Annotated in this window: 22 protein-coding genes and 1 tRNA gene; 13 read left to right on the top strand and 10 right to left on the bottom strand. The window is 38.6% G+C overall.

What is annotated here, in order from left to right; all coding sequences use genetic code 11:
* Positions 1 to 25: 25 nt before the first annotated feature.
* Positions 26 to 1,120 (bottom strand): permease, encoded by a 1,095-nt coding sequence (locus AC559H_RS00075; RefSeq protein ID WP_026786280.1) that lies wholly within the window; start codon positions 1,118 to 1,120, stop codon positions 26 to 28.
* A gap of 380 nt (positions 1,121 to 1,500) precedes the next feature.
* Between AC559H_RS00075 and acsF the strand changes: the two genes are divergently transcribed.
* On the top strand, positions 1,501 to 2,577 hold the full coding sequence (gene acsF, locus AC559H_RS00080; RefSeq protein WP_026786282.1) for a magnesium-protoporphyrin IX monomethyl ester (oxidative) cyclase: 1,077 nt from the start codon (positions 1,501 to 1,503) through the stop codon (positions 2,575 to 2,577).
* Between the two features lie 95 nt (positions 2,578 to 2,672).
* Here acsF and AC559H_RS00085 read toward each other — a convergent pair whose 3' ends face one another.
* On the bottom strand, positions 2,673 to 4,175 hold the full coding sequence (locus tag AC559H_RS00085) for a CHAT domain-containing protein (protein ID WP_237745633.1): 1,503 nt from the start codon (positions 4,173 to 4,175) through the stop codon (positions 2,673 to 2,675).
* Positions 4,176 to 4,374: 199 nt separating this feature from the next.
* Between AC559H_RS00085 and tatC the strand changes: the two genes are divergently transcribed.
* Entirely contained in the window at positions 4,375 to 5,346 is a 972-nt protein-coding gene (gene tatC, locus AC559H_RS00090) for a twin-arginine translocase subunit TatC (protein WP_173401002.1), read from the top strand.
* A gap of 87 nt (positions 5,347 to 5,433) precedes the next feature.
* Here the strand turns inward: tatC and AC559H_RS00095 are convergent, their stop codons facing one another.
* Positions 5,434 to 6,636, bottom strand: coding sequence for a hypothetical protein (locus AC559H_RS00095; protein WP_237746343.1), 1,203 nt, complete (start codon positions 6,634 to 6,636; stop codon positions 5,434 to 5,436).
* A gap of 81 nt (positions 6,637 to 6,717) precedes the next feature.
* Between AC559H_RS00095 and AC559H_RS00100 the strand changes: the two genes are divergently transcribed.
* Positions 6,718 to 7,809: an ISAs1-like element ISPlr1 family transposase gene (locus AC559H_RS00100; protein WP_026795269.1), complete on the top strand. Its 1,092-nt coding sequence runs from the start codon at positions 6,718 to 6,720 to the stop codon at positions 7,807 to 7,809.
* A 216-nt stretch (positions 7,810 to 8,025) separates the two neighbouring features.
* Here AC559H_RS00100 and AC559H_RS00105 read toward each other — a convergent pair whose 3' ends face one another.
* Positions 8,026 to 8,229 carry a hypothetical protein gene (locus AC559H_RS00105; RefSeq protein WP_148292349.1) on the bottom strand — a complete coding sequence of 68 codons (204 nt, stop codon included), beginning with the start codon at positions 8,227 to 8,229 and terminating at the stop codon, positions 8,026 to 8,028.
* 353 nt (positions 8,230 to 8,582) lie between these two features.
* On the opposite strand from AC559H_RS00105, the gene AC559H_RS00110 reads away from it, so the two are divergent.
* Positions 8,583 to 9,464, top strand: coding sequence for an NAD(P)-dependent oxidoreductase (locus AC559H_RS00110; protein WP_036833273.1), 882 nt, complete (start codon positions 8,583 to 8,585; stop codon positions 9,462 to 9,464).
* Between the two features lie 69 nt (positions 9,465 to 9,533).
* Here AC559H_RS00110 and AC559H_RS00115 read toward each other — a convergent pair whose 3' ends face one another.
* Complete coding sequence (locus AC559H_RS00115) at positions 9,534 to 9,983, bottom strand: NUDIX hydrolase (protein WP_026793341.1); 450 nt, start codon at positions 9,981 to 9,983, stop codon at positions 9,534 to 9,536.
* Between the two features lie 190 nt (positions 9,984 to 10,173).
* Here AC559H_RS00115 and AC559H_RS00120 point away from each other — a divergent pair.
* Positions 10,174 to 10,245: transfer RNA gene (locus tag AC559H_RS00120), tRNA-Gln, on the top strand.
* Positions 10,246 to 10,436: 191 nt separating this feature from the next.
* Here the strand turns inward: AC559H_RS00120 and AC559H_RS00125 are convergent.
* Complete coding sequence (locus tag AC559H_RS00125; protein ID WP_026793342.1) at positions 10,437 to 11,114, bottom strand: lecithin retinol acyltransferase family protein; 678 nt, start codon at positions 11,112 to 11,114, stop codon at positions 10,437 to 10,439.
* Between the two features lie 72 nt (positions 11,115 to 11,186).
* Complete coding sequence (locus AC559H_RS00130; RefSeq protein ID WP_051319722.1) at positions 11,187 to 13,070, bottom strand: putative bifunctional diguanylate cyclase/phosphodiesterase; 1,884 nt, start codon at positions 13,068 to 13,070, stop codon at positions 11,187 to 11,189.
* Between the two features lie 141 nt (positions 13,071 to 13,211).
* Between AC559H_RS00130 and mutS the strand changes: the two genes are divergently transcribed.
* The 4 genes from mutS (at position 13,212) to AC559H_RS00150 (ending at position 19,237) form a co-directional block, all read left to right on the top strand.
* Positions 13,212 to 15,875 carry a DNA mismatch repair protein MutS gene (mutS, locus tag AC559H_RS00135; RefSeq protein ID WP_026798400.1) on the top strand — a complete coding sequence of 888 codons (2,664 nt, stop codon included), beginning with the start codon at positions 13,212 to 13,214 and terminating at the stop codon, positions 15,873 to 15,875.
* Positions 15,876 to 16,049: 174 nt separating this feature from the next.
* Positions 16,050 to 17,291: an RNA-guided endonuclease InsQ/TnpB family protein gene (locus AC559H_RS00140; protein WP_026793343.1), complete on the top strand. Its 1,242-nt coding sequence runs from the start codon at positions 16,050 to 16,052 to the stop codon at positions 17,289 to 17,291.
* A gap of 433 nt (positions 17,292 to 17,724) precedes the next feature.
* Complete coding sequence (locus AC559H_RS00145) at positions 17,725 to 18,549, top strand: MotA/TolQ/ExbB proton channel family protein (protein WP_026793344.1); 825 nt, start codon at positions 17,725 to 17,727, stop codon at positions 18,547 to 18,549.
* 67 nt (positions 18,550 to 18,616) lie between these two features.
* The gene (locus AC559H_RS00150; RefSeq protein ID WP_026786288.1) at positions 18,617 to 19,237 is read left to right on the top strand and encodes an ExbD/TolR family protein; all 621 of its coding nucleotides are present in this window, start codon (positions 18,617 to 18,619) and stop codon (positions 19,235 to 19,237) included.
* Between the two features lie 34 nt (positions 19,238 to 19,271).
* Here the strand turns inward: AC559H_RS00150 and ruvA are convergent, their stop codons facing one another.
* The gene (ruvA, locus tag AC559H_RS00155; RefSeq protein WP_026793345.1) at positions 19,272 to 19,904 is read right to left on the bottom strand and encodes a Holliday junction branch migration protein RuvA; all 633 of its coding nucleotides are present in this window, start codon (positions 19,902 to 19,904) and stop codon (positions 19,272 to 19,274) included.
* A 75-nt stretch (positions 19,905 to 19,979) separates the two neighbouring features.
* On the opposite strand from ruvA, the gene AC559H_RS00160 reads away from it, so the two are divergent.
* Positions 19,980 to 20,171, top strand: coding sequence for a hypothetical protein (locus AC559H_RS00160; protein ID WP_026786290.1), 192 nt, complete (start codon positions 19,980 to 19,982; stop codon positions 20,169 to 20,171).
* A 154-nt stretch (positions 20,172 to 20,325) separates the two neighbouring features.
* On the opposite strand, the gene AC559H_RS00165 is transcribed toward AC559H_RS00160, so the two are convergent.
* Entirely contained in the window at positions 20,326 to 21,564 is a 1,239-nt protein-coding gene (locus AC559H_RS00165; RefSeq protein WP_026793346.1) for a BaiN/RdsA family NAD(P)/FAD-dependent oxidoreductase, read from the bottom strand.
* Between the two features lie 9 nt (positions 21,565 to 21,573).
* On the bottom strand, positions 21,574 to 21,735 hold the full coding sequence (rd, locus tag AC559H_RS00170; protein WP_071782528.1) for a rubredoxin: 162 nt from the start codon (positions 21,733 to 21,735) through the stop codon (positions 21,574 to 21,576).
* 95 nt (positions 21,736 to 21,830) lie between these two features.
* Between rd and AC559H_RS00175 the strand changes: the two genes are divergently transcribed.
* From AC559H_RS00175 to AC559H_RS00185, 3 genes are read left to right on the top strand one after another with little or no spacing between them, the layout of a single operon-like run.
* Positions 21,831 to 22,535 (top strand): polysaccharide deacetylase family protein, encoded by a 705-nt coding sequence (locus AC559H_RS00175; protein ID WP_051319721.1) that lies wholly within the window; start codon positions 21,831 to 21,833, stop codon positions 22,533 to 22,535.
* 43 nt (positions 22,536 to 22,578) lie between these two features.
* Positions 22,579 to 25,020 (top strand): calcium-binding protein, encoded by a 2,442-nt coding sequence (locus AC559H_RS00180; RefSeq protein WP_026793348.1) that lies wholly within the window; start codon positions 22,579 to 22,581, stop codon positions 25,018 to 25,020.
* A 12-nt stretch (positions 25,021 to 25,032) separates the two neighbouring features.
* On the top strand, positions 25,033 to 26,658 hold the full coding sequence (locus AC559H_RS00185) for an S-layer homology domain-containing protein (RefSeq protein WP_051319720.1): 1,626 nt from the start codon (positions 25,033 to 25,035) through the stop codon (positions 26,656 to 26,658).
* The last annotated feature ends 34 nt before the right edge of the window (positions 26,659 to 26,692 follow it).

The raw sequence follows: 26,692 nt of genomic DNA on the forward strand, positions 1-26,692 counted from the left end.
TTGTGGGTCAGATTCCAAAGTCAAATTAACTAAAATTTAAGTTGACAATTAGGGTAAACAAAAAGGTTAACTGAAAGGCAAGAATCACTAGATAAAAAACTGCCCGAGCCTTAAAAACCGATAGCATCAATCCAATGGTTTTAATATCGATCATCGGCCCAAATACCAAAAAGGCTAACAGCGATCCACTGGTAAATGCGGAGGAAAAAGACAGGGCAAAAAAGGAATCAACGGTGGAACAAATGGAAACAACTCCCGCTAATAATAACATCGCCAGAATCGACGTCACGGGACTTTGACCTAAATTTAGAATAAATTCCCGGGGAACTGCGACTTGGATCACAGCAGCGATAAAACTTCCTAAGACTAATACTCCCCCTAACTCTCGAAATTCCTGCACCATATTTTCCAACATTGAACCCCAACGCTCTGGAGTCGGGGTCAGAAATATTGTTTTCCAAGGGGGAAGGGAAGGTTTAACACCAACAGATGCTTTTTTACGGGTTTTCAGCAGGTTTTGAGTTTTCCAGGCGGGAATGGACTCTAGGCGAGTGGGTTGGGCCGACTCCCCTAAAAAATAGGTTCCCGACTGGAGTAAGGGAGAAACCAATATATCCGAGGGTGGGGGTTCAGTTAGATCAGCAATGGGTAAAGCCCTGGCGATCACGGGTTGAACTAGGGGTCTTAAATCCTTCTGGACACCAAATAAACAGCCTAAAGTTGTAGCAATGGTTAAAGAAAATAAAACCCGTAAAACCACGATTTCTGGCTGATCTCGGAAGGCGACCCAGGTTGACCAGATTACAATCGGATTAATAGTGGGGGCGGCAAATAAAAACCCAATGGCCACAGATGAGGGAACTCCCTGCAAAATTAAGCGCCGGGCTACCGGAACGTTCCCACATTCACACACCGGAAACAGAAACCCAACCAAACTACCCGCAAACGCCCCTAACAGGGGATTAGAAGGAATATAAGACAAAAGTTTCCGTTCATCGACAAACCACAACAGCACACTGGAAAGCAAAACCCCTAACATTAGAAAGGGGATCGCTTCTACCAGCAAACTGAGAAATAGGGTAAAACCACTACTAAATTGATGGATGAATGTTGCTTGCATCCGTTACCTATAGGAAGGACAAAACAATTCTGAGATCCAGGGGATCATTGAAACCATGGGAGTTGAGCGATTGGGTGACGATGGATTCCCTATTCAACTTAGCAGATGTTAGGCCTCGATTGCCAGAAGGAATTAAAAATACGGGTATCGGATATAACTTGGGTGAACCGCTCACGGTCAATTGTCAAGTAATTCCTGATTTTGTTGCAATTCTTAACGCAAATAACCTCTTTTTTGGGTATAGAGGTTGCTAGACTGTATTGCATGGCAATTTTAAGCTAATTCAAAATTAAGCCTAACCTCAAGCGGGGTGACGGGCGAAATGTCCCGTGAACTCCTAACTTTAAGACACAACGCGATAAGAAAGAGATCCAACAGACATGGTAGATTCCCTGAAAAAACCCGCTTTTGACGAAATCCGACCTGGGGTAAAAAGCCCAGCGAAAGAAACCATTCTCACTCCTCGTTTCTATACGACGGATTTTGAGGAAATGGAGAAAATGGACATCTCCGTCAATGAGGAAGAACTCTTAGCCATTTTGGAAGAGTTTCGTGTAGACTACAACCGCCATCACTTTGTCCGAGATGCACAATTTGACCAATCATGGGATCATATTGATGGAGATACCCGTGGTTTGTTTATTGAATTTTTAGAGCGTTCGTGCACCGCCGAATTTTCAGGTTTCCTGCTCTATAAAGAACTCAGCCGTCGTCTCAAGGGAAAAAGCCCGGTTTTGGCAGAGTGTTTTGAATTGATGTCTCGCGATGAAGCTCGTCATGCGGGTTTTCTGAATAAAGCGATGTCAGATTTTAACCTCTCCTTAGATTTGGGATTTTTGACCAAAAACCATCAATATACGTTTTTTAAACCGAAATTTATTTTTTACGCCACCTATTTGTCAGAAAAAATTGGGTATTGGCGCTATATCACGATTTATCGGCATTTAGAAGCGAATCCTGAAAACCGGATTTACCCGATTTTCCGCTTCTTTGAAAATTGGTGTCAGGATGAAAACCGTCATGGCGATTTCTTTGATGCCATCATGCAATCTCAACCCCAAATGCTGAATGATTGGAAGGCGAAACTCTGGTGTCGTTTCTTCTTATTATCTGTATTTGCAACAATGTATTTAAACGATTTACAACGGGCGGACTTCTACGCTTGTTTAGGTTTAAATGCCCGGGATTATGATATTCACGTCATTGAAAAAACCAATCAAACCGCAGGTCGTGTTTTCCCTGTGATGCTGGATGTAAATAATCCTGAGTTCTATAACCGGTTAGATGTTTGCGTGAAGAATAACCAACAGTTGACGGCGATCGCGAATTCTGGTAGTCCTAAATTCGTGCAATTCTTCCAAAAACTACCCTATTATCTGTCTAACGGATGGCAATTAATTAGCCTGTACTTCATGAAACCGATTGATCTTACCGCATCTCAAGGTGCTGTTTATTAATAGGTAGTTTCACAATCTAAATTAAGCTGGAGGGGTTTCTGTGTTTATGGAACCTCTTTTTTTGACCGGATCTCAACTGAACTCAATTATCAACTCTACCAAGGACTACCAATTAATGTAAATGCTGCCCAATAATAGGGATGGGAAAGATTGTCGTTTCCCTGTGCGGCAATTTCAGGCGGTAAGGTCAGTTCACCCCGGGATGATAATAATTCTCCCCGTTGTAAACGGATATTCCCTTTTAACATTTGAATTTGAGTTTGTTGCAAGGCTTGGGCTTTAGTAGAAGCGGTTTTTAACTGTTGATAAAACTCGCTCATTAAGGCTAAAGTTCCCGTGTCACTCACATACCATAAACTCGCTAAAGCTGTTTTTACCCCCGACTGAAAGGCTAATCCCGCAAATCCTAATTCCGCCCCCTCATCTCCAACTGCGGTTTTACAAGCACTTAAAACTAATAATTCAATCTGAGGATTTTTCCAATTAAACTGACCCATTTGATCTAATTTTAGCTGCTCATTCCAAAATTGAATATAGGAATTTCCGGGTGTTCCAGGTTTAAATTCCGCATGGGTCGCCAGATGAACAATTCTATAGGGACTGAAGGATAATAAACGTCTTAAATTATCTACAGTAAACCCTTGATTGAGAAAAGATTGTCCTTGCCACTGTCCTGAATTTTCCTGATTTCCCATCGGAAAGATTACCCCATTCATTCCGTTGGAGTTGACAATTGTAGATAACTCAAAAGGAACCGCAGGTAAGGGATTTTGATTCTTAAATTCCGAGGCTCCCATAGCTAAAACTAGAGCATCTTTTACACTTTCATAATTGAGATTCATCAAATTAAAAGCTGGAATTCGAGTTAAGGCATATTTTTCAATTAAAAAACGTTCTCCATCATGTAAAACCGCTAGGGGAAGCGTTCTTAATCCATTACCCAAACAGAACAAAATTGTCTGAATATTTTCTGCTTTTAATTGGGCTTCAACGGGCCTAATAATCAGATCATAAAGTCGTTGAGCCGATGCCAAATAAGACTGATTTTGTAAATTTCGAGGATTGGTTATTTCTTGAAATAAATTAATCGCTTCAGCTTTTAAGGTTTCGGTTTGCACATTGGGTTGAATTAAACCTAAAGGTTCTTTTCCGGGGGTAATTAAGGCTAATACTAATCCTTGAGGTTCAGGAACGACCCAGAGAACCGCGTGTTTAGTTTGGGTTTTTTGGCTAATTTCTGTTAAAATTTTGGCAATATCAGAAGCCTGAAGTTTACTATCGGTTAGATTTCGACCAAAATAGGTTTCATAGTCCAACTCCCATTTTTTTTCCATCGTGGTAATCGGATTATTTCCGTTAATACTGCGAATGATTTGTTGTTGGGAAGTGGGAACAGTTTCGGTGAGAACTGGACGACCAAAAGATGATTTCTCCCCATGGACTAGACTCGACCCCCAGAGTCCAATCACAACCAGAATGAATAAAAATATTGGCAGGGTTCGGCGCATCAGTTGATTAACCCGGGGATTCGTGAAACCAGAACCCAGATATTTTAAAATATCTAAAAATAGCAGACAATAACGTTGTATTATTTTCATAGATTCAAGATGAAAAAATAATTGGAGGAAATTAATATCAATCTTTGTTTATCTCGGTTTCCGTCTGGTGGTTGTCTAATCTAAGGTCTAAATCTTGAAGTAGAATAGATGTTGGCTAAACATTGATGATTAGTTTTCAAAAATCCCGTCCCTTGAGACTGGGTAGTTTCTAACCCTAGTTTAACGCTTACTGATAATTATGACACCTGCTTCAAATTCGGAGACACCGGAATCTAACTCCAACTTAAACCCCGTTTTACCGGAAAATCCCGAACAAAATTCTCCCTCTCCTATCTCTAATCTTGATGATATTTCTCAGGATATTGACTTATCGACTGAATTAGGAGAAGAAAAGGAAAATCAGTTATCTTCTGAAAGCCAAATCCCTCAACCTGAGTTTTATCTTCCTGTGAGTCAAACTACAACCGATGAAGGTGATGAAATTCCCGATGAAGTTGAGATGGGTTTTTTCGACCATTTAGAGGAATTAAGACAACGAATTTTTTATGTTTTGATTGCGGTATTTATTGCGATTATTGGTTGCTTTGCTTTTGTTAATCCGATTGTACAATTATTACAACGTCCCGCATCGGGGATTAAATTTGTTCAACTTGCCCCCGGAGAATATTTCTTTGTTTCCTTAAAAGTAGCGGGTTATAGTGGGTTGGTCGTCGCAACTCCGTTTATTTTATATCAAATTACTATGTTTGTTTTACCCGGATTAACCCGCAAAGAACGCCGTTTATTAGTCCCTACTTTATTGGGTTCGAGTGTATTGTTTTTATTGGGTTTAGGCTTTGCTTATATTGCCTTAATTCCAGCAGCATTGAACTTTTTTGTCAGTTATGGGGCGGATGTAGTTGAACAATTCTTTTCCATTGAAAAATATTTTGAATTTGTTTTAGTCTTATTATTTTGTACCGGAATAGCCTTTCAAATTCCTGTGATTCAAGCCATATTAGGCGGATTAAAAATTGTATCTTCTGAGAAAATGTTATCCGCTTGGAGATACGTTATTTTAGGTGGAGCCGTATTAGGAGCAGTATTAACCCCATCAACTGACCCCCTCACCCAAAGTTTATTAGCCGGGGCTATATTAGGGCTTTATTTTGGCGGAATTGGCATTGTCAAAATGATTGAAAATACCTCAAAACCTTCTCAAAACCAATAAAAAATAAAGCCCCATTACCCAAAACCCAAAACCCAAAACCCAAAACCCATTACCCAAAACCCAAAACCCATTATTCCCTGTTCCCTCTTACAAAGATTGACAAAGAGAAGCTTTTCGAGAGTCAAATAACTGAACAATTCCATCGGTGACAGCTTTTTTAACATCCGTATCAAAACCCGCCAAAAATTCTTCATGACTAATTTTATCTTGAAAAAATTGTTGGGCGCGGTTGCGTTGATGAATAATTTCATCAAACCCTAAACACTTAACCATATAAGTAGTTAATGGGGAATTTTTGATATCATAGGATGAACTTTGGGTGCGTCCTTCATCTAATAACGTTAAAACCAGTTTTTCTAAGTCCGTTGTCGGTTGGTGTGGTTGGGGAATTAGGGGCAGAAAATCTACTAAAGAAACCGCAGAAAATCCTTCCGATGGCATTTCACCCATTAAAGTTGAAACCGGAATCACTCGCCCAAATCGTAAGGATAAAGCTTCTAAAAACGCAATCGTAAATAATTTACTCACCAAATAAAGCCGCCCCACCTCAATATTTTTTCTCGCCATTACGACTAGATTATTATAGGTAGCATCATCGGGATATTCTCTAAATTGATGAAAAATAATTTCGGGTTTAATAAAATTCATAAACCCTTCCATTTTTTGCAAAGCTGTCCGATATTGATTAATTGTATAGGAACTAGAATTTTTGAGATAGTGATTGGTTTCTGGTAATAAATTCCAGGTATTATCTAAAAATTTTGCTGCACTTTCATGGGCAAAACTTCCCACATCTCGATTAGAAAGTCTAATCGAACGTTTAATGGTTTCGATTAACTCATCATCGGTTAATTTTAAATTAAACCGTTCACAAACATCCTTTAATCGTCCATATAAAATATCACTATTACTGCCTAATTCTGTTTTGGTTCTAAAGGGAATAGTCGCTTCAATACAGGCTACTACTTGTACTAATAATTCTAAAGATAACAAATCTTCTAAGACTTTACCAGCGACTAATGCACTCAAAAACTCATTCTGTCCCGTCATCGGAGACAGGGTTTGACCTGGAACAAAATCAAATATTTGTCTGACCATTTCAAAACTTTGATCTTCGGGTAATTCCTGAGCCTCACGGATGACTAAATGTTCCCCCACCTGTCGAACAAAGGGTACAATATAATAGGTTAAATTAAAATTAACACTCTGATCCACCTGTACATAGACAACATCATGAAACAAGGCGGCTAAAACTTCAATTGGGTCATCTTCCCCCCAGGGCTGTTTCAAAGTCAGGTGAAAAAGAGTAAAGAAAGAGCGATCGCCACCTGATAAAATGGAGAGCGATCACCATTTTTTTCTAAAATAAAGATGCTAACAAGTTTAATAGAAAATTTAAAAGAAGTCAAGGATTTCCGAAAAAATCAGGGAAAAAGGTATAGTTTATGGGAAGTGCTATTAGTAGTAGTTTTAGGGGTGATGTCAGGGCATCAAGGATATCGAGAGATGGAATATTTTGTCAAAGCCAACGAAGTTATCCTGAAAAGAACATTCAATATCTATAGCCAAGGAATGCCATCTTATTCAACAATAAGGAGGGTGATGAGAGGAGTAGACGAGAAGGATTTAAGCAAAATAGTAAAAGAATGGTCAAGAGAGAATTCTCCTAAATTAAAGGGAATAGAGGGATTAGCAATAGATGGAAAAAGTTTAAGAAGTACGGTAAAAGACCCAGGCAATCAGCAGCAAAACATGGTAATAATGGTATCTCTATTTAGTCAAGAAACCGGATTAGTATTAGCGACGGAAAAGTTCGAGAGTAAAACCGGTTCAGAACAAGCTGTAGCCCAAGGGATAATAGAAGAATGTGGTCTAAAAGGAAAGTTAATAACTGCGGATGCGTTACATTGTAATGTCACCACAGTCCGAAAGATTATCGAGAGTGAAAACGATTATTTAATCGCGGTTAAAAAGAATCAAATCAAACTGTATAATCAAATTGAAAAAATTACAAAAACGACGAAAGCTGAAAGTATAGATACTCAAAAAGAGAGGGGTCATGGACGAGAAATAACTCGTCGGGTATCAGTGTTTAAAAATTCGATAAAAATTGAAAGCCCTTGGGAACATATTCAAAGTATAATTCAGGTAGAAAGGTGGGGATACAGAGGAAAAAAGCCTTATAGAGAAACGGTTTATTATATAAGTAGTATCTGGGAAAAGGCGGATTTTTTTTCCAAAAAAATTAAAGGGCATTGGGGGATTGAGAATCAAGTTCATTGGGTAAAAGATGTGTTATTTAAAGAGGATAGTATGAAAATTCATCAAGTACAAGCCGCGACTAATTGGGCACTGCTCAACACCCTAGGATTGAATATTTTCAGAGGTTTAGGATTTTTGTCAATAACAGAGGGAAGAAGGTGGTTAGGAAATCATTGGGAGAAATTAGTGGCTATCTCTTAATCCGAAAGTTAAAAATGAAAAAATAGAGCAATTAATTTAGGAAAAATAGATAAAAATCGGGAATGTAAGTCTTACTCCATAGGGAATAAGAATATTTATGCTGCTTAGATAATACCTCCTATAATTAATATTAATATAGCAATTATATGAAATATTAATTATTCGGAAAATAGCTATCATGTTTGAGAATTATGACCCAAAAGTAGGCTATAATTTTCAAACATGAAACAGCCCTGCTTCCCCCCCCACCTCAAAAATATGATTGGGGGTGTGAAAATAGCGCCAAGGCCCGGTCATGGTTTGTACAATCAGTTCTGCTATTTTAGGCATTTCTGTATAATCCATCTCAATATTGAGCTTCTGCATCGCCCAGATTAGCTTAGACAAGCACTGTTGGTTGTAATCGGTGTTCATAGCCATTTTTACCAATAAACCTTATATACTGAACGTAAATTATTGATATCTTATTATGGCTTTAGTTTTATGGGGAGTAGTTGGTTGACCCCATCAATTTAGATTTAAACCTAGTAATCGCTCCTGGGGAGTTGAAAATGAGCAAAATTTCAATTATGGTATTCTAATCTATTTTGGCTATCCCAAAGACTGATCCAGAAAACCTGACGGTTAAGTCTTTTCCTTCGGTGTTGCCTGTTGCCGTGAGCCTGTTGCCTGTTCCCTATTCCCGGCTCTAAGGGCTTGGTCAAATTTTCCGCACCTATTCTCTAGGATTAATGGCACAAGCCCATAGCAAATTATACTCATAAAATAAAATAATGAAAACAGCATTTTTAGGTTTAGGAGTGATGGGTGGTTTCATGGGTGCCAACCTCGCAGTATCAGGATATTTTGTTCAGGCTTGGAATCGAACGAGCGATCGCCCGGGTGTTAAAATAGCATCTGAAGCGGGTGCTAATATTGTTTCTTCTATTCAAGAAGCCGTTACAGATGTTGATCTTATTTTTACCTGTGTTGGGGATATTCCCGACGTGGAAGCCGTTATATTAGGCGAAAAAGGCATAATTAATTTTGCCAAACCTGGGGCAATTGTGATTGATTTTAGTACCATTGGTTCAGAAGCCGCCCGTCGCATTGCTCAACAGCTTGAACCCCATCAAATTAAATTCTTAGATGCTCCGGTTTCCGGGGGTGATATTGGAGCCAAAAATGGCACATTAACCATTATGGTTGGAGGGGATCAAAACACCTTTGAAACTGTAAAACCCCTGTTAGAAACTATGGGAAAAACAATTCGTTATTGTGGAAAAGTGGGGAGTGGTCAAGCCGTCAAATTATGTAATCAAGTTTTAGCTTCTTTAAATATGGTGGGCATTTGTGAAGCCCTATTATTAGCCGAAAAACAAGGAATTGATCCAAATTTAGTGGTAGAAATTTGTAGTACCGGAGCCGCCGGGTCTTGGGCTTTATCAAATTTAGGATTAAAAGTTGCTAATAGCGATTTTGAACCGGGTTTTATGATTAAACATATCCTCAAAGACCTCAGAATTGTTCAAGAAACTCTCAATTCCGACCCCACTTTACCAGGTACTAAATTAGCAGATCATCTATTTAAAATTGTCCAAAAATTAGACCAAGGATTAGGGGAAAGTCAAGGGACACAAGCAATGATTCGAGCCTATAAAGAAGCCGATAATTAAATGTGATTTGACTTATAAAATTGAATCTTTCGATGGAAGAATTAGTTGAATTATAGTTTTATTAACTCCCTAATTATGGGGCATAATTAACTGTAAAGGATAAACTTCTACCTGGGTTAATACTTCGGAAATAATTGATTTTACAAATTTAGTTCTTAAGGGTAAATCTTCTAATTCCTTTAAGGTAAACCATTTCGCGCCTAAACTTTCCTGATCCGGTTGGCTTTTTGGCGGGGTATGGTCTTCGGGACGAGCTAGAAAAAACACGCCTAAACGGGACTGTCCGTTGATGTGGGGAACGTGCTGAATCTTTAAAATCCCTTCTAGGATAATGGGAATTCCGGCTTCTTCCAGGGTTTCTCGTTTGGCAGCCGCGACAAAAGTTTCTCCAGGTTCGACCCGTCCCCCCGGAAAGTACCAAGGGCGGTTTCCTATGACTTCCTGAATCAATAAAAAGCGGTTGTCAGAACGCACAACAACCACCACAAACAACTTTGTTGGGATCAGATTAACGGACATAGACGATAACAGTTTGAAGTCGATTCTCTTTATTCTGGCTTCCCTCGAAACCCAATTTCAAGGTGAAAATGGCTAAAAGCTCTATTTTATAAGGGTTTTAGAGAATTATGTAAAAATGTTATCAATTTTTTGGTAAAAACCCTTGACAAATCCCGGGTAGGTGATGCTATTATTAGTAACTGTGAAGCAATGGGGCGTCGCCAAGTGGTAAGGCATCGGGTTTTGGTCCCGACATCCAGAGGTTCGAATCCTTTCGCCCCAGTTATAAACATTACCCATTAACGATCATAGATTTAAGATGATTAACACAGATTAAAATCCGCATCACGGATTAAACGGATTACGCAGATTAACACAGATTAAAATCCGCATCACGGATTAAACGGATTACGCAGATTAACACAGATTAAAATCCGTGAAATCCGTGAAATCCTCTTAAATCCGTGATCCTCATTACCCATTATCCGCTTGATTTTTTAACAAATTTTGAGTCATCGTTGCTAACTTTTCCAAATTTTCTTCTAATTCCGTTGCTCGTTTTTTGGAATTTAGTTTTCGCTTAATGGCTTCTTTTGCTAAATCTTCTCGATTTCGTTTTAAGGCTTCCATCGCCACTTGATGCCAAGAATTCATTTCATCTAGGGCTTTTTTATACTGAGGATGAACGTCATCCCAAGCGACGCGAATTTCCCCTAATGCTTGATTTAAAAGTCGTTTAGCATCTTGGGGTTGACTACCCATAAACGCTTGTTTGAGAGGCTCAGATAAGGTATCAATATTAATATAACGGAGAAGGGGAATAAAATTCTCAACTTGTTGACTTTTACTCTCCCCAGTTATGCACCAAGTCGCAAAATGTTCACAATTATTAAACAGTAAATTATATTGTTTTTCCCCCAAGCGACTTTGGGCGCGGTTAATAACCGTATCCGCTATATAACGAATGGGATACTGTCGAATATAAATCTTTTGACCCCTGGAAAAAATTTCTATAGAAGTCCGTTCAATAATTTCGCTGGGTTTGCGATAATGAATCACAGTGCCATCACCACAATCAATGCCATGATGTTCATATAAACCCTCTAGGTTCCAAAATTCCCGAAAAATATAGATTTGGTCGCCTCTTGCCATATTATTTTTAATAATTACTTCAATTACTATTTTATTTTAACGGTTTTCAGGTGAACATCTAGGACGGTTATTTCAACAGTTTTGGTTGAGAAAATCCATCACCTCTGTTGGGTTTAGGGGAGGAGAGAATAAATATCCCTGTCCAAATTCACAGCGCAGTTGTTGAAAAATTTCGACTTGCTGGGAGGTTTCAATTCCTTCAGTTACCACTTGTAAACCCAAACTATGAGCTAAATTAATAATAGTTTTAGCAATTTCAAAATCTTTATTATTAACTTCGATATTCTGAACAAAAGAGCGGTCTATCTTTAAGGTATCTACGGGCAACTTTTGTAAATAACTCAAGGAAGAATATCCCGTGCCAAAATCATCAATTAATAATCTAATTTTAAGGGTTTTTAACTGTTCTAATAATCCGGTTGACCAGGTAATATTCTCCATCAAACTGCTCTCTGTAATTTCTAATTTTAAGCTAAATGGTGGAAGTTGTAAAGAATCTAAAACCCGTTTAACTTCTTGAATTAAACTCGGATGTCGTAACTGAATTTCCGAAAGATTAACACTCACATAGAGGTCAGGAAATCGGGTTTGCCATTCTAATAAATGTTTACAGGCTTGGGATAAAACCCATTGCCCCATGGAAACAATTAATCCCGCTTTTTCGGCTAAATTAATTAACTGAACTGGAGACACAAAACCCCGGTCGGGATGATACCAACGCACTAAGGCTTCAAAACCCACCACTTTTTGAGTTTCTAGGGAAACAATTGGTTGATAATTTAAACTGAGTTGTTGACGTTCAATTGCCCGTTGTAAATCCGCTTCTAATTGCAGGTGTTCAGCTACAACTTTTGCCATACTAGGCTCATAAAATACCGTTGTTCCCCGTCCTTTTTGTTTGGCATAATACATGGCAGTATCGGCGGCTTGAAGATAATCTTCTGGACGTTGACTCTGGAGTTTATCCAAAACCACACCAATACTGGTCGCCGATGAAATAGTCACCGTATCCAACCGAAAGGGAAAATCTAAAGCCGCATGAATACGTTCAATTTTTTCGGTTAAAATATTATAATTGGCAATATCAGTAAATAAAATTGCAAATTCATCGGTTCCCACCCGAGCAACTATATCGCGGGGGCTGACCAAGGTTTTAAGGCGCTGGGCAACGGCAATTAATAGTTGTTCTGCTAAATCATGACCAAAGGCATATTTGAGAGGCTTAAATCGATCAATATCTAAGGATAAAATGGCAAAATTATTTGAGTTTTGGGACGGATAATTAATCACAAATTGTAGGCGTTCTAATAACAAACTAAGACTGGCTAATCCGGTGAGTAAATCACTAAAAGCGTAGTTTTCTAATTCGGCTTTAGTTTGTAGCCGTTTTGTAATATCTTGAGCTAGAATTACTTCGGCAAATTTACCTTTCCATTCTAAAGTATGACCTGTTACTTCTACAGATATTAACGTGCCATCTTTTTTATGATGTTGCCATAGTCCAACTCGATTAAGTCCCATTTCAATTTTAGATAGGCTTTCTAATAGTCGCGGAATTTCTTCAGGAAGTATAATTTCTGTAATTTTCATCAAGATAAATTCTGCTTCTGAATAGCCATAATGTTCGATTGTTGCTTCATTAACCGCTAGAAATTTAAGGGTTTTTATGTCATAAACCCACATCGGTTGGGGATGGGCAAAAAATAAAGTTCGATACCGTTGTTCAGATTTTTCTAAACGACGAGTTCCTAAGCGCACAAAAAAGTAGAGAATGGTAGTCGTAATAACAACAAATGCTCCTCCTTTTATACTCTGAATCAGGGTCAAAGATTGGGGATTAGGCACGAGAAATTGCAGTATTTGATCGGATGAAAAAATCCAAATACTACTGAGAAAGGCATAAATACTAGCAACTTGACGAGCTAGGTTTTCGGATGAAATGCGATCGCGTTTCACTTTAAAAATACAGTCTGACGACTGTTGTGGACTAAGATTTGTATGAATTAAAGTCTAAACTAAAGTGCTACCTATTGGCAGAAAAGCACTAAACGCGCTAAAGTCTTAAGGATTAGTCTTGGTTTGCATCTTCAAAAAACTATGAGCGTTCCCCCCAGTGCGTCCTCTGCTCCTTCAGTTCCCGACAATTCGCTTCCGCCCAATGCAGACTATCACCTGATCGATCGGGAAAAGTTATCGGAAATGATGCACCGCTATATCGAAGTCAAAGAACAATATCCCCATGCCTTATTATTATTTCGGGTGGGGGATTTCTTTGAGTGCTTTTTTCAGGATGCTATTACCATAGCTCAAGAATTGGAATTAGTGCAAACTGCAAAACACGGAGGGAAAGAAATTGGCCGAGTTCCGATGACGGGTGTTCCCCATCATGCAGTAGAACGCTATGCTACCATGCTATTAGAAAAAGGCTATGCGGTGGCGATTTGTGATCAAGTTGAAGATGCGGAAATTGCGGCCAGGGAAAAACGCCAAGTGCGTCGAGAAATTACCCGAATTTTAACCCCCGGAACTTTGACGGATGACGGAATGCTCAAGGGTCGTAAAAATAATTATTTGGCAGCAGTTGTGATTGCTGGAGATCATTGGGGGCTGGCTTATTCTGATATTTCTACGGGGGAATTTTTAACCACCCAATCCCAAAATTTAGAACAACTAACCCAAGAGTTAATGCGTCTACAACCGTCGGAAGTGTTGTTTCCTATTAATGCCCCGGATTTAGGAAAAATGTTGCGTCCAGGGGAAAAATCTAGTCAGTTACCGGACTGTTTACCGAATTGTTTTTGTTATTCCTTGCGATCGCAATTTCCCTTTAGTTTAAGTGAAGCCAGAAATAAAATTTTAGAACAATTTCAAATGCGTTCTTTAGAAGGATTAGGCTGTGATCATTTACCCCTAGGAGTACGAGCCGCCGGAGGATTATTAGATTATTTAGAAGATACTCAACGGCAAAATCAAGTTCCCCTACAAAGACTTCATACCTATACAATTACCGATTATTTAATCTTAGATTATCAAAGTCGCCGCAATTTAGAAATTACCCAAACCGTTCGAGATGGAACTTTACACGGTTCTTTATTATGGGCTTTAGATAAAACTAGCACCGCTATGGGAGGTCGGGCGTTGCGTCGTTGGTTATTACAACCATTATTAGATCTGCGAGGAATTAGAGCGCGCCATGATACAATTCAAGAGTTAGTTGACAACCATGAATTAAGATATCAGTTACAGCAATTACTCCGGCAAATTTATGATTTAGAAAGGTTAACCGGACGGGCGGGAAATGGGACTGCAAATGCTAGGGATTTAGTTGCTTTAGCGGATTCCTTAGCCAAATTACCGGAATTATCGGTTTTAGTTAGTCAAGGTCATTCTCCTTATTTAAAATCCTTACAAACTGTTCCCCCCATCTTAGAAGAATTAGCCCATAAAATTCAATCCTATTTAGTAGACTCTCCCCCCCAACACTTGAAAGAAGGGGGGATAATTCGTTCGGGAATGGATGAACAATTAGACTCGCTGCGGGTATTAGCAGAAGCAGATCAACAATGGTTAGCAAATTTAGAAATTAAAGAACGGGAACGCACCGGAATTTCTACTTTAAAAGTAGGTTTTAATAAAGCCTTTGGCTATTATATTAGTATTACTCGTTCTAAATTAGATCAAGCTCCCAATGATTATATTAGGAAACAAACCTTAACCAATGAAGAACGATTTATTACCCCGGAATTAAAGGAACGAGAAGCCAGAATTTTAACCGCAAAAGACGATTTAAACCAATTAGAATATGAGATTTTTCTGCGATTAAGATTAGAAGTAGGAGAACACTCAGAATTAATTAGAGATGTATCGCGGGCGGTGGCTGCAATTGATGTTTTATCTGGGTTAGCGGATATTGCAGTTTATCAAGGTTATTGTCGCCCTGAAATGGTAAATAGTCGAGAAGTTAAAATTATTGAAGGTCGCCATCCCGTGGTCGAAAAATCCTTACCTCCTGGGTTTTTTGTTCCGAATACCGCCCAGTTGGGAAGTCAAGAAGAAGGGTCAGAAACCCCAGGAATTAAACCCTATTCTCACCCTGATTTAATTATTTTAACTGGGCCGAATGCCAGTGGTAAAAGTTGTTATTTACGGCAAATTGGCTTAATTCAATTATTAGCTCAAGTGGGTAGTTTTGTTCCGGCTAAATCGGCTAAATTAGGAATTTGCGATCGCATTTTTACCCGAGTGGGGGCGGTGGATGATTTAGCCACAGGTCAATCTACCTTTATGGTAGAAATGAATGAAACCGCTAATATTTTAAATCATGCAACTCAAAAATCCTTAGTATTATTAGATGAAATTGGGAGAGGGACGGCTACCTTTGACGGGTTATCAATTGCTTGGTCAGTAGCAGAATATTTAGCCACAGAAATTCGTTCTCGGACAATTTTTGCCACCCATTATCATGAATTAAACGAATTAGCTTCAATTATTTCTAATGTGGCTAACTATCAAGTTACAGTTAAAGAATTACCCGATAAAATTATATTTCTGCATCAAGTTCAGCCCGGAGGTGCAGATAAATCCTATGGAATTGAAGCCGGACGGTTAGCGGGTTTACCAGATGTTGTAATTCAACGGGCTAAACAAGTGATGCGTCAAATTGAAAAGCATAGTAAAATAGCCATGGGATTGAGAAAAGGAATTAAAAAACAGGATAAAAAAGATGATTCTGTAGAACAGTTAGATATTTTTGAGGATTAATTTCAAAAATAGTTTATAATAGGGGTAGACTGTTAAGTATTTAAACAGTCTACCCCTAGCGTTATCAAGAATTATAAGATCAACAATTGTCAATTTTATGATAATTAGTTGACATAATTAATGAGTAAGTTTATAATAAATACATAAATGTCACAAAAAAATCAATGAAAGCCAGTGATTAATCTTACTTATGAGTTCAGGTTAGATGTAAATAGACAGCAAGAGTTAGAGATAGAGCATATCTTCGATGTCTGCCGATCTGTTTATAACTACGCCTTGGCTGAACGTAAGCACTGGTTACGCAGTAGGAAATCACCTGTTAATAGTTGTTCAATTGTCTCAGAATACATTATCCCCGCGGAGCAACCTTATCCCAATTATCATGTACAAGCCAAGAATTTAACTATAGCCAAACAAAATAATCAGGATTTAAAGTCAGTTAATGCTCAAGTGTTACAACAAACGTTGAAAACATTAGACAAAGCCTTTACTGATATGAAATCTCAAGGTCGTGGTTTTCCTCGATATAAAAAGAAAATGCGTAGTTTTGTTTTTCCGGCCATGTTAAAAAATTGTTTAGCAATAGGCAAGGTGAAACTACCACAATTAGGCTGGTTAAAGATTAGACAATCAAGGGAATATCCCATAGGTTTTGTGCCCAAGCAAGCTCGGATTGTAAAAAAAGCGAGTGGATATTATTTACTGATTGTGTTTCAGTCACAAGAGGTATGTCCTGATATACCAATCGGCAAGACCAGTTTAGGACTAGATGCGGGTATTGAATCATTTGTGGCAACAAGTACAGGCGTATTAATCAAAGCACCGAAGTTTTTGTTAAAGGCATCTAGTAAGCTGAAATCGCTACAAAGACGCTTAAAACATAAAAATAAGGGGTCAAACAATTGGTTAAAATTGCAAGATAAAATAGGAAGATTACATGAAAAAGTCTCTAATGCAAGGAAAGATTGGCATTTTAAACTAGCTCATGCTCTGTGTGACTTAGGAGAGAATATATTTATAGAGGACATCAATTACACAGCCTGGAGTCGTGGGATTGTGAGAAAGCCATCTTTAGACTCTGGGATAGGTGGATTTATGAATGAGATATTACCTTATGTCTGCTGGAAAAGGGATAGATTTTATCTGAAAGTAGATAAAAATGGTACATCTCAAGAGTGTCCTAATTGTGGAAAACATACTGGCAAAAAGCTACTGAGTGAAAGAGTACATAATTGCCAGTATTGTGGTCATACAGAACCAAGAGACATAGCTAGTGCCAAAGTAATTAAAAATAGAGGCTTAATTGCGGTAGGGCATACCGTGAGCGAAAATGCTTGTGAAGTACCCTTAATCGGGTCAGACGTACTGGCGGGGTTTGAACAGTTAACACTGTTTGAGCTAGTTAAGTGTCATTAAGCAAGAATCTCCCGTTACAGCCGAAGGCTTAACGGTGAGAGTGTCAAACATCTAATACAGTTGTAGGGGTGAGATTTTTAGGAGGTTGTGCGAGTTCGGTCAGCACCCCGCACTGAAGTTACGGGGCTTCATGCCTCCCACTTCAGTTAGTTGACCAGCCTAAGTCTTAACTGACTACGTTTTTTGAGTCATGACACCCTGTGGATGCGAAGCTAGTCCCTGGCTCTGTCGTTAGTAGTTAAACAGTTTTACGAGGGGTAAGACAGTGCTACTAGCCTAACAAGCTCTTAAAACATTGGCGAAGCTAACTTTACCCTAGAAATAGGTGTTAGGAGACAACCATATCTCCACAGAGGGGCAACCATACCCCTCTACCCCGAAAGGGGAAATATAAAGCCTAACTAGAAGTTAGGGGTTTCTACCCATTTTTCCGATGAATATTCAAGAGATTTTTGCCAAGGGTGGGCCAGCAATGTGGCCATTGCTGATCTTGTCCATTCTGTCGATGAGTGTGGTCATAGAAAGGATTTGGTTTTGGGGTACGACCCTGACCAAAGAAAAACAAATCGTTAACCGAGTCATTGACTCAGCCCGACGGGGACAATGGGGGAAAGCCCATCAAATTGCTAAACAATCTAGCAATCAACCAATGGGACGGTTTCTCTATGCACCCCTACGGTTAGAGTCTCCCGACCCCGAACTTTTTCGTTTAGCCCTAGAAGCGGGGGCGGATGAAGAATTAGCCTTTATGCGTCGGGGGGATAAAATTTTCGAGGCGGTGATTGCCATGGCCCCTCTATTGGGACTCTTGGGAACTGTGTTAGGGTTAATTAACTCTCTGGGTTCGATTCGTTTGGGTGATATCGGGACTTCATCCTCTGCGGATGTGACATTGGGGATTGCGGAAGCCTTAATTTCCACTGCAACGGGATTAATTGTAGCGATTATTAGTTTGGCATTTTATCGATTGTTTCAGGGATTAATGTTTGGTCAAGCCAAAATATTTCGGAAAGCGGGAAACGAATTAGAATTGATGTATCGTCAGAATTGGCCATATCCAAAATCTCAGTTACAAATTCTTGAAACCGATGAAGAAGAAGAAGAATCAGAAGAAGAATCAGAAGAAACAAATGAGCCACTTTTGAAATTTCCTCTAATAGATGAAGACAATAATAACTCTATTCCTGAAACAGAAAAAAAGCCTAAACCCGTAAAAAAATCTGAGTCTTTGGAGGAGGAAGAAAAAGAGGAAAAATAAATGTTTTCAACAGAAAAAGTTACTTTTTTATCCAAGAAGACTCTAAAACATTAATCCCCAAATTTTTATGAAAATTAGAACAGATTCGACCACTGATGAAGCCAGAATAGAATTAATTCCGTTAATTGATGTCGTGTTTTGTATTCTCACGTTCTTTATTTTGGCATCCCTACAATTAACTCGTCAACAGGCAATTAATGTGGATTTGCCCAAGGCGAGTACGGGGGAAACCCAAATGCAAAAAATGTTAATTGTGGGGATTGATAAATCTGGACAAACCTATATTGAACAACAACCAGTTAATCAAGATCAATTAGACCGATCTTTACTCCGATTTCGACGTTGGAATCCCAGTGGATTAATCGTACTCTATGCCCCAAGAGAAGCCCTTTATAATGATGTGATTCGGGTATTAGACCGTTTACGAGCTATTGGCGGAGAACGGGTCGCCCTGGCGACATTACCCAGTTCTCAGGAAATCAAACCCCCAATCAATCCTTCAAATCCTACATTAACGCCTCCCAATCCGACTAATCTCACCCCACCTTTTGCTCCCACAGCACCCAACTCAGGAGATATGCTGCCTCCGATTTTACCTTCTCCGGTTCCCCCGTCGGACAATACTAATCCTTTTGCTCCCCAAATTCCCCCTGCTGGAAATACTATTCCCCCTGAGGGTAAGCTATGAGACTTGAGTTTTGGGGGGTTTCTGTCAATAGCTTTCAAGTCCCTTGACTTAACCAAGCGATCGCACTTCTGATCCATTCATCGGAATTAGTTTGTTTGGCTAAACTAGAATCTTGACTAATAACTTGTAAAGCTTGCATCACTTCTGCTCCAGTATAACCCAAAGCCAGTAGGGTCATTTCGACTTCTTCTTGAATTTTTGGGGTAATATTGGAGGGATTAGATGAAAGCATTCCAGCTTGTTGTCGCCATTCCGATAGTTTGGTTTTGAGTTCTAGGGCGATGCGTTCTGCGGTTTTGCTTCCGACGCCTGGAGTTTTAGCTAAAACACGGGTATTACCGCCGACAATTGCTTGAATTAGATCTTGAAGTCCGAGGGTATCTAAAAGAGCGATCGCTAATTGAGTTCCGATGCCACTAACGCTAATTAATTGGCGAAACAAATCCCGTTCAGCCATATTAGAAAAGCCATATAAAACAATTTGATCTTCTCGGACTTGTAAATGGGTAAAAATTTGTATCGACTCCCCAACCGCAGGTAATTCTGCTCTCATTCGAGGTAAAATTTGCACTTCATACCCAATATTATTAACATCGAGTAATAGGGTAATTCTATTTCCATTTCCCTTTTGCAGATCGGCAACGTTCCCATTGAGATAACCCATCATATAGAAAATTAAAATAGTTGAAAGTGTTATAATTATTATACCATTATTTTCATTAATTATAAGGATATCAAAATCATGGGTAAACAATCTAAACTCAAACACAAACGCCAGGATTTAAAAAATCATCCTCCCGAAATATTACCTGAAAATAATAATCAAGATCCTACTCATTTTGTAGAGACAATGGAGAAACAAGGTTATCAATTAAAAACCTTCAATTCCTGTCCAGATATTCCAAAATCAGAGGACGGAAAACCCAAAATTTAATAATTTGTTGTTGCGCTTCAGCGCTCTTTATTATTATTTGTTGTTGCGCTTCAGCGCTCTTTATTATTATTTGTTGTTGCGCTTCAGCGCTCTTATTTGTTGTTGCGCTTCAGCGCTCTTATTTGTTGTTGCGCTTCAGCGCTCTTTCCCTGGGCTAAAGCCCAACAACGGATTTTCCTGCTAACCATCCTGTTGTCCAAGCACTTTGAAAATTAAATCCCCCGGTAACTCCATCAATATCTAAGATTTCTCCGGCTAAATATAACCCTGGACAACAGCGACTTTCCATGGTTTTAAAATCAACTTCTTTTAGATTTATTCCACCACAGGTAACAAATTCCTCCTTAAAAACACCCTTGCCATTAATATTATAACTTCCTTGGGTTAACTCTTGAATAAGTTCGTTTAAAGATTTATTAGAAATTTCTGACCAGCGTTTTTCCTCATCAATTCCAAGATAATCAACCAATTGTTTCCAAAGACGACGAGGTAAATCAACCGGACAATTTGCCGAAATTAAACGATTAGGGAATTGTGATTTTAGGTCTAATAATTTTTCCTTTAATTGTTCTGGATGTTCCTGGGGAAGCCAATTAATTTGTAGAGGGGATTTATAATTACAATCATATAAAACCCTTGCTCCCCAAGCCGATAATTTTAAAATTGCTGGCCCACTTAATCCCCAATGGGTAATTAATAAAGGCCCAGTTTGTTCTAATTTAGCTTGGGGGAGTTTAACCCGCGCCGAACTAACAGAAACCCCCGCTAAATCTTGGAGTCGTTTATCTTTAAGATTAAAGGTAAATAAAGAGGGTACTGGTGGAATAATTGTATGTCCTAAAGATTGAGCAAACTTATAACCGGAGGGGTTACTTCCGGTCGCCAATAAAATGCGATCGCCTTCTAAAATTTCTCCAGATTTCAGTTGAATTTTAAAAGGATGGGGGTGATAATTATTATAGGAAATAGAAGCCACCGGAGCTTGATTTTTAATCCTGACTCCCGCCTGTTCTGCTACTCTAATTAAACAGTTAACAATCGTGGCAGAATCGTCCGTTATGGGGAACATTCGCCCGTCGGTTTCTGTTTTTAACTTCACCCCATGATTAGCAAACCATTCCACGGTATTTTTAGCTTGAAATCGACTAAAAGCACCGCGTAAAGCTTTACTTCCTCTAGGGTAATTCTGCACAAATTGAGTCGGTTCAAAACAAGCATGGGTAACATTACACCGTCCCCCGCCGGAAATCCTCACTTTAGCCAGGGTTTGTTGTCCGGCTTCGAGCAAAATCACCTGAGTCTGGGTATGGTGATTTGCACAAGTAATGGCCCCAAAAAAACCTGCCGCCCCACCCCCAATTACAATCACTTTTAAAGGCTGTATACTAGACAAATTAACCCTCTATTCTTCTAATTCAAAATCTTTTTTTTCAACTCCACAAAGTGGACAAATCCAGTCTTCAGGGATATCTTCAAAAGCTGTACCCGGTTCAATACCGCCATCGGGATCACCGTATTCGGGATCGTAGGTATAGCCACAGGTTTTACAAACATACTTTTTCATGGTTAGAGTTGCCAATAAATTACCGATCAATATGGTACATTTTTTTTCAATCAATACCCACTGATTTATACAAAGATTTGTGAACTTAAACCTTTATGAATAACCCTTTCAATTTTAAACTACAATTTGCCTCATTTTTCCCCTATTTGCATCCACTTTTAAGCCCAAAATTTCCTCATTGTCTATGGACAGGGGATTTATCTCAACCGGAAATTTGCTTAACCTTTGATGATGGGCCGCACCCCCAATATACTTTAGAATTATTAAAGGTTTTAGAACAGTTTCAAATTACGGCCAGTTTTTTTTGGTTAGGACAATGGGTAGAAAAATATCCTGAAATTGCCCAAGCTGTCTATCAACAAGGTCATTGGATAGGGTTACATGGTTATAAACACGATACTTTCCCTTTATTAACAGAAATTGCATTAAAACAAAGCCTAGAAAAAACTAAAACTGCTATTTTTAATGCTTGTGGTCTGGAACCGGAATTAATCCTAGATGTTCGTCCCCCTAACGGTGTATTTTTACCCAGAACTTTAGATTTATTAACAAGTTGGGGATATCGTCCGGTGATGTGGAGTGTTGTCCCTGAAGATTGGGTACAACCTGGGGTTGAAATTGTCAGTAATAGGGTGATCAAACAAACCCGAAATGGGTCAATTATTGTCCTCCATGATGGCTATAATGGGGGAAAAGATGTGGCAAAAACCACTGAAGAAATTATTCCTAAATTATTAGAACAGGGCTATCAATTTGTAACGATTTCTAAATTTTGGCAGTCAGCAAAACCGATGCTATAATTAGCAATGTTAGTATTTTAATTTTAGTTTACAGAATAACATTATGGTGCTAAAACCAGAAACAGATTCTACCACAGGTTTACTTCGCCTAGTCGGAGATAATACCCCTGAAGACATCAGATTTTTCCCTGGAGAATTGGGAGTATTTAAGTTAGGTGCTTTTTTATTAGGAGGAGATGATACGGTTCGGGGTTCGTCAGATCCTGAACTAATTTATGGTAATTCAGATAACGATCAATTATTTGGAGAAGGGGAAAATGACACCCTATTTGGCGGGGTTGGAGACGATCAAATTTTAGGAGGTGAAGGCAATGATCTGTTATTTGGAGAAGCAGGAAATGATCAATTTGTGGGATTTATAGATCCAGATAATCCCACTCAATTATCGGGAGTTGAAGGGGATGATACTATTTATTCAGGGTCAGGAAATGATCAAGTTAGAGAGGATTTAGGGAAGGATTTTATATTCGGAGGTCAAGGAAATGATGAACTTCGAGCAGGCGCCGACAATGACTGGGTAGAGGGTAATGATGGAGATGATTTTATCGGGGGAGAAGATGGAGATGATACGGTTTTTGGAGGTAATGGAAATGATCAGGTTCGAGGGGATGGGGGGAATGATTTAGTAACAGGAAATACTGGAGATGACCAGGTATCGGGAGGGATCGGAAATGATACTTTAGTTGGGGGTCAAGGAAATGATCAAATCATTGGAGATAACGGAAATGATTGGATTTCTGGGGACGCAGGAAGTGATACTTTAATCGGTGGAGAAGGTAAAGATATTTTTGTTTTAGATAGTAATAATTTGGAATTATCTGATATAATTGTAGATTATAAACCAGAAGAATATATTATTTTTTTAACGGGTGATTTAGCTTTTGAAAACCTAAGCATTAAATCCGATCCCAGCAACGAAAATAGTACAATTATATCCTCTAATTCAGGGGGAATTGTAGCTATTTTACAAGGAATTAAACCAGATAAAATCAATCGTTCTAACTTTATTATTCCTGGGTCGGTAGCTTTTAGTTCCGAGCAGTTTGCTGTTAATGAAAATGGGACTATAATTAATCCGATTACCGTTGTTAGAAATAGTGGAAATGATGGAGAAATCAGCGTTACGGTAGTTCCAATTCCTACTCCCTTAACACCAACGGGAAATCAAGTCGATACCACACCAATTATTGTTAATTTTGCCAATGGGGATACTACTCCTAAAATCATTAAAATTCCCATTGTTAATAATAATTTCCCTAATTATTCATCTAACTTACTTTTAACCTTAGAAAACCCCACTAATTTTGCCCAAATTGGTACACCTAATCAAGCTATTTTAGACATTATAGATGATGAAATTCCACCTTCAGCATTAGGAAAATTAGTTAATCCGATTCCTGAAACTAATGCTCAATTTGGTTCAAATTTATCTCGGTTAGGAAATAATTTCTTAGCAATAACCGCCCCCGGTCAAACCAATAATCAAGGAATCGCCTATTTATTCAATCTCACAACTCAACAACCAACATTAACATTTCGTAACCCTTCTCCCAGTGCGGGGACTGCAAAATTTGGTCAGTCCGTAGCTACAACTTTAGGAGATAATATTATTATTGGTGCATCTCAAGATAGTAGTTTAGCTCCTAATTCCGGTGCGGTTTATGGGTTTAATACCGCCACGGGAGCCCCCTATTTAACTATCAATAACCCGACCCCAAATATATTTGATTTATTTGGCTATTCCGTGGCAACTTTAGGCAATAATATTATTGTCGGTGCACCCGGTAATTCCACCTTAGCACCCGCCGGAGGAATCGCCTATTTATTGGATGGAAATACAGGTCAACTATTGCAAACCTTTTTGAATCCCAACCCTCAAATTAATGATTTTTTTGGTGCGTCCGTGGCGGCGGTTGGTGGAGATAGAGTATTAATTGGTGCGCCCGCCAGTTTAACTTCAACTGGGGGAAAACAACCCGGTGAAGCCTATATGTTTGATAGTGTAACTGGACAGCTTTTACAAACCTTTAAAAATCCCAATCCTGGGTTAGATAATTTTGGTTATTCCGTCGCTTGGACGGGTGTTGGTCGAGATATTTTAATCGGTGCACCAGGAGACGACCAGGGGGGAATAGATGCGGGAATCGCCTTTTTATTCGATGGGATTACCGGAGCGGTTTTACAACGTTATAATGCTCCTAAAGTGGAGGAATTTAATCAATTTGGTCAAGCCTTAGCCTTGATAGGAAATGAGGTTTTGATTGGTTCTCCGGGCTACGGTTTAGGAAATTTAGGAGGAACATTTCGCTATGAATTAAGAAGCGGAAATTTAGTTCAAACTTATTTAAGTCCGGTTACGGATAATTCCAATACCGACTTGAATTTTGGAACATCCGTTGCTAGTGTTGGTAATCTGGTCTTGGTGGGTGTTCCTAATTTAGATATCACCTTACCTAGTGTGGGTGCTGTTGTTCAATTTGTTTAAATAAGGAGTAATATGAAATCTAAAATTTTATCCTATTTTCAGTCTGCAAAATTGATGGCTGTTTCGATGCTAAAATCGAGGTCTAATCTATCCCCAATTAAGTTATTTATTCTCGTCGCTTTGGGAATAATTATTACTCATAAATCTCTACCATTTATCAATCCCGTTTTCGCCGAAGATTCTCAAAAATTTTCAGATATTAAAGGTCATTGGGCGCAAAATTGTATTGAGAATTTAGCCCAAAAAAATATTGTGAAAGGCTATTATGAAGATGATACTTTTCGCCCCGATAGTCCCGTTAATCGGGCTGAATTTGCAGCTATTATTAGTCAAGCATTTCCTAAAATTCCTCGAAGTGAAAAAGCGATTGATTTTGTCGATGTCCCGACGGATTTTTGGGCCTATAATGCTATTCAAGGGGCGAATCAAAAAGGGTTTATGTCAGGATATTTAGGAAGTGTTTTTAATCCTTTATTAAATATCCCCAGAGTCCAGGCGTTAGTGGCGGTAGTTAATGGTTTAGATTATAAATCCAGCCAAGTTTCCTATCAACAATTAACCAAAATATTTGATGATGCTTCTGATATTCCTGAATATGCTAAAAAAGCGATCGCAACAGCAACAGAAAATTGGTTAATAGTTAATTATCCCAATCTGCGACGATTAAATCCTAATAAACCCGCAACCCGGGCGGAAGTTGCTACCTTAATTTGTCAAGCCATTTCCGAAGATAAAAAACAGGCATTAGTCCCGACTCAATATATTGCCAGAATCTCAATTTCTGATACTCCAGCAGTTAGTTCAGAGCCTAAATCTTCTCCGACAACTCCACCAGTTACAATGAAACCTCAAGGGACACCCCCAATAGAATCAAAACCTGAATCCTATCCAGAAATAAAGGATTTAAAGGTGCAAAAAACAGTTACTTTAGGAGAGATTAAAGCTCAATTATTAGCAGATTCTAATAGTACAATTCAACTCATGCAAATTAAAATTACCAGAAAAGGAGATTTGATTTCAGAAGATGTTATTTCTATGGCAAATTTATCTAGTCCTGGGGTAAAAACCGTTAAAAATGCCAGAGTGATTGATTTTAAAATCCTAGATTTAGATAACGATAAAGAACCCGAAATTTTAGTAGATTTATTAGTTGATGAAGATAACAATTTAAAAAGTTACTATTCCGTAATTTATCGGTATAGTCCGATTAAACGGGAATATCGAGATTTACAACAAAAATGGGGTTTAATTTCCTATCAACTCAAAACAGACAACCAAGAAACTCCTATTTTAATTCATTATGACCAACGATTTAGTAAACAATTTCAAGTCTATACCCCGGAACAATTGCCTTTACAAATTTTTAAATATCAGTTTGGAGAATGGCAAGATGTGACTAAAAAATATTCTGAATTGCTCGCCGAACATAACTCAGTTTTGTTACAAGAAATCACTAAACGTAATCGCCTGAAACAAGATTTAAAAGGAGTTTTAGCCGCTTATTTAGCCCAACAGTATTTACTAGGTGAAGCAGATGCAGGCTGGAAAACGGTTAAAGAAGTTTATCAAAACCCCGATAAAAACCAATTTTTTACTCAACTTCGCCAATGGTTAAAACAGACAGGATACATGGAATAAAACTTCATAAATACATTGACTCAAATATTCTATA

This window comes from Planktothrix prolifica NIVA-CYA 540 (assembly GCF_963864145.1).
Classification (GTDB): Bacteria; Cyanobacteriota; Cyanobacteriia; order Cyanobacteriales; family Microcoleaceae; genus Planktothrix; species Planktothrix agardhii.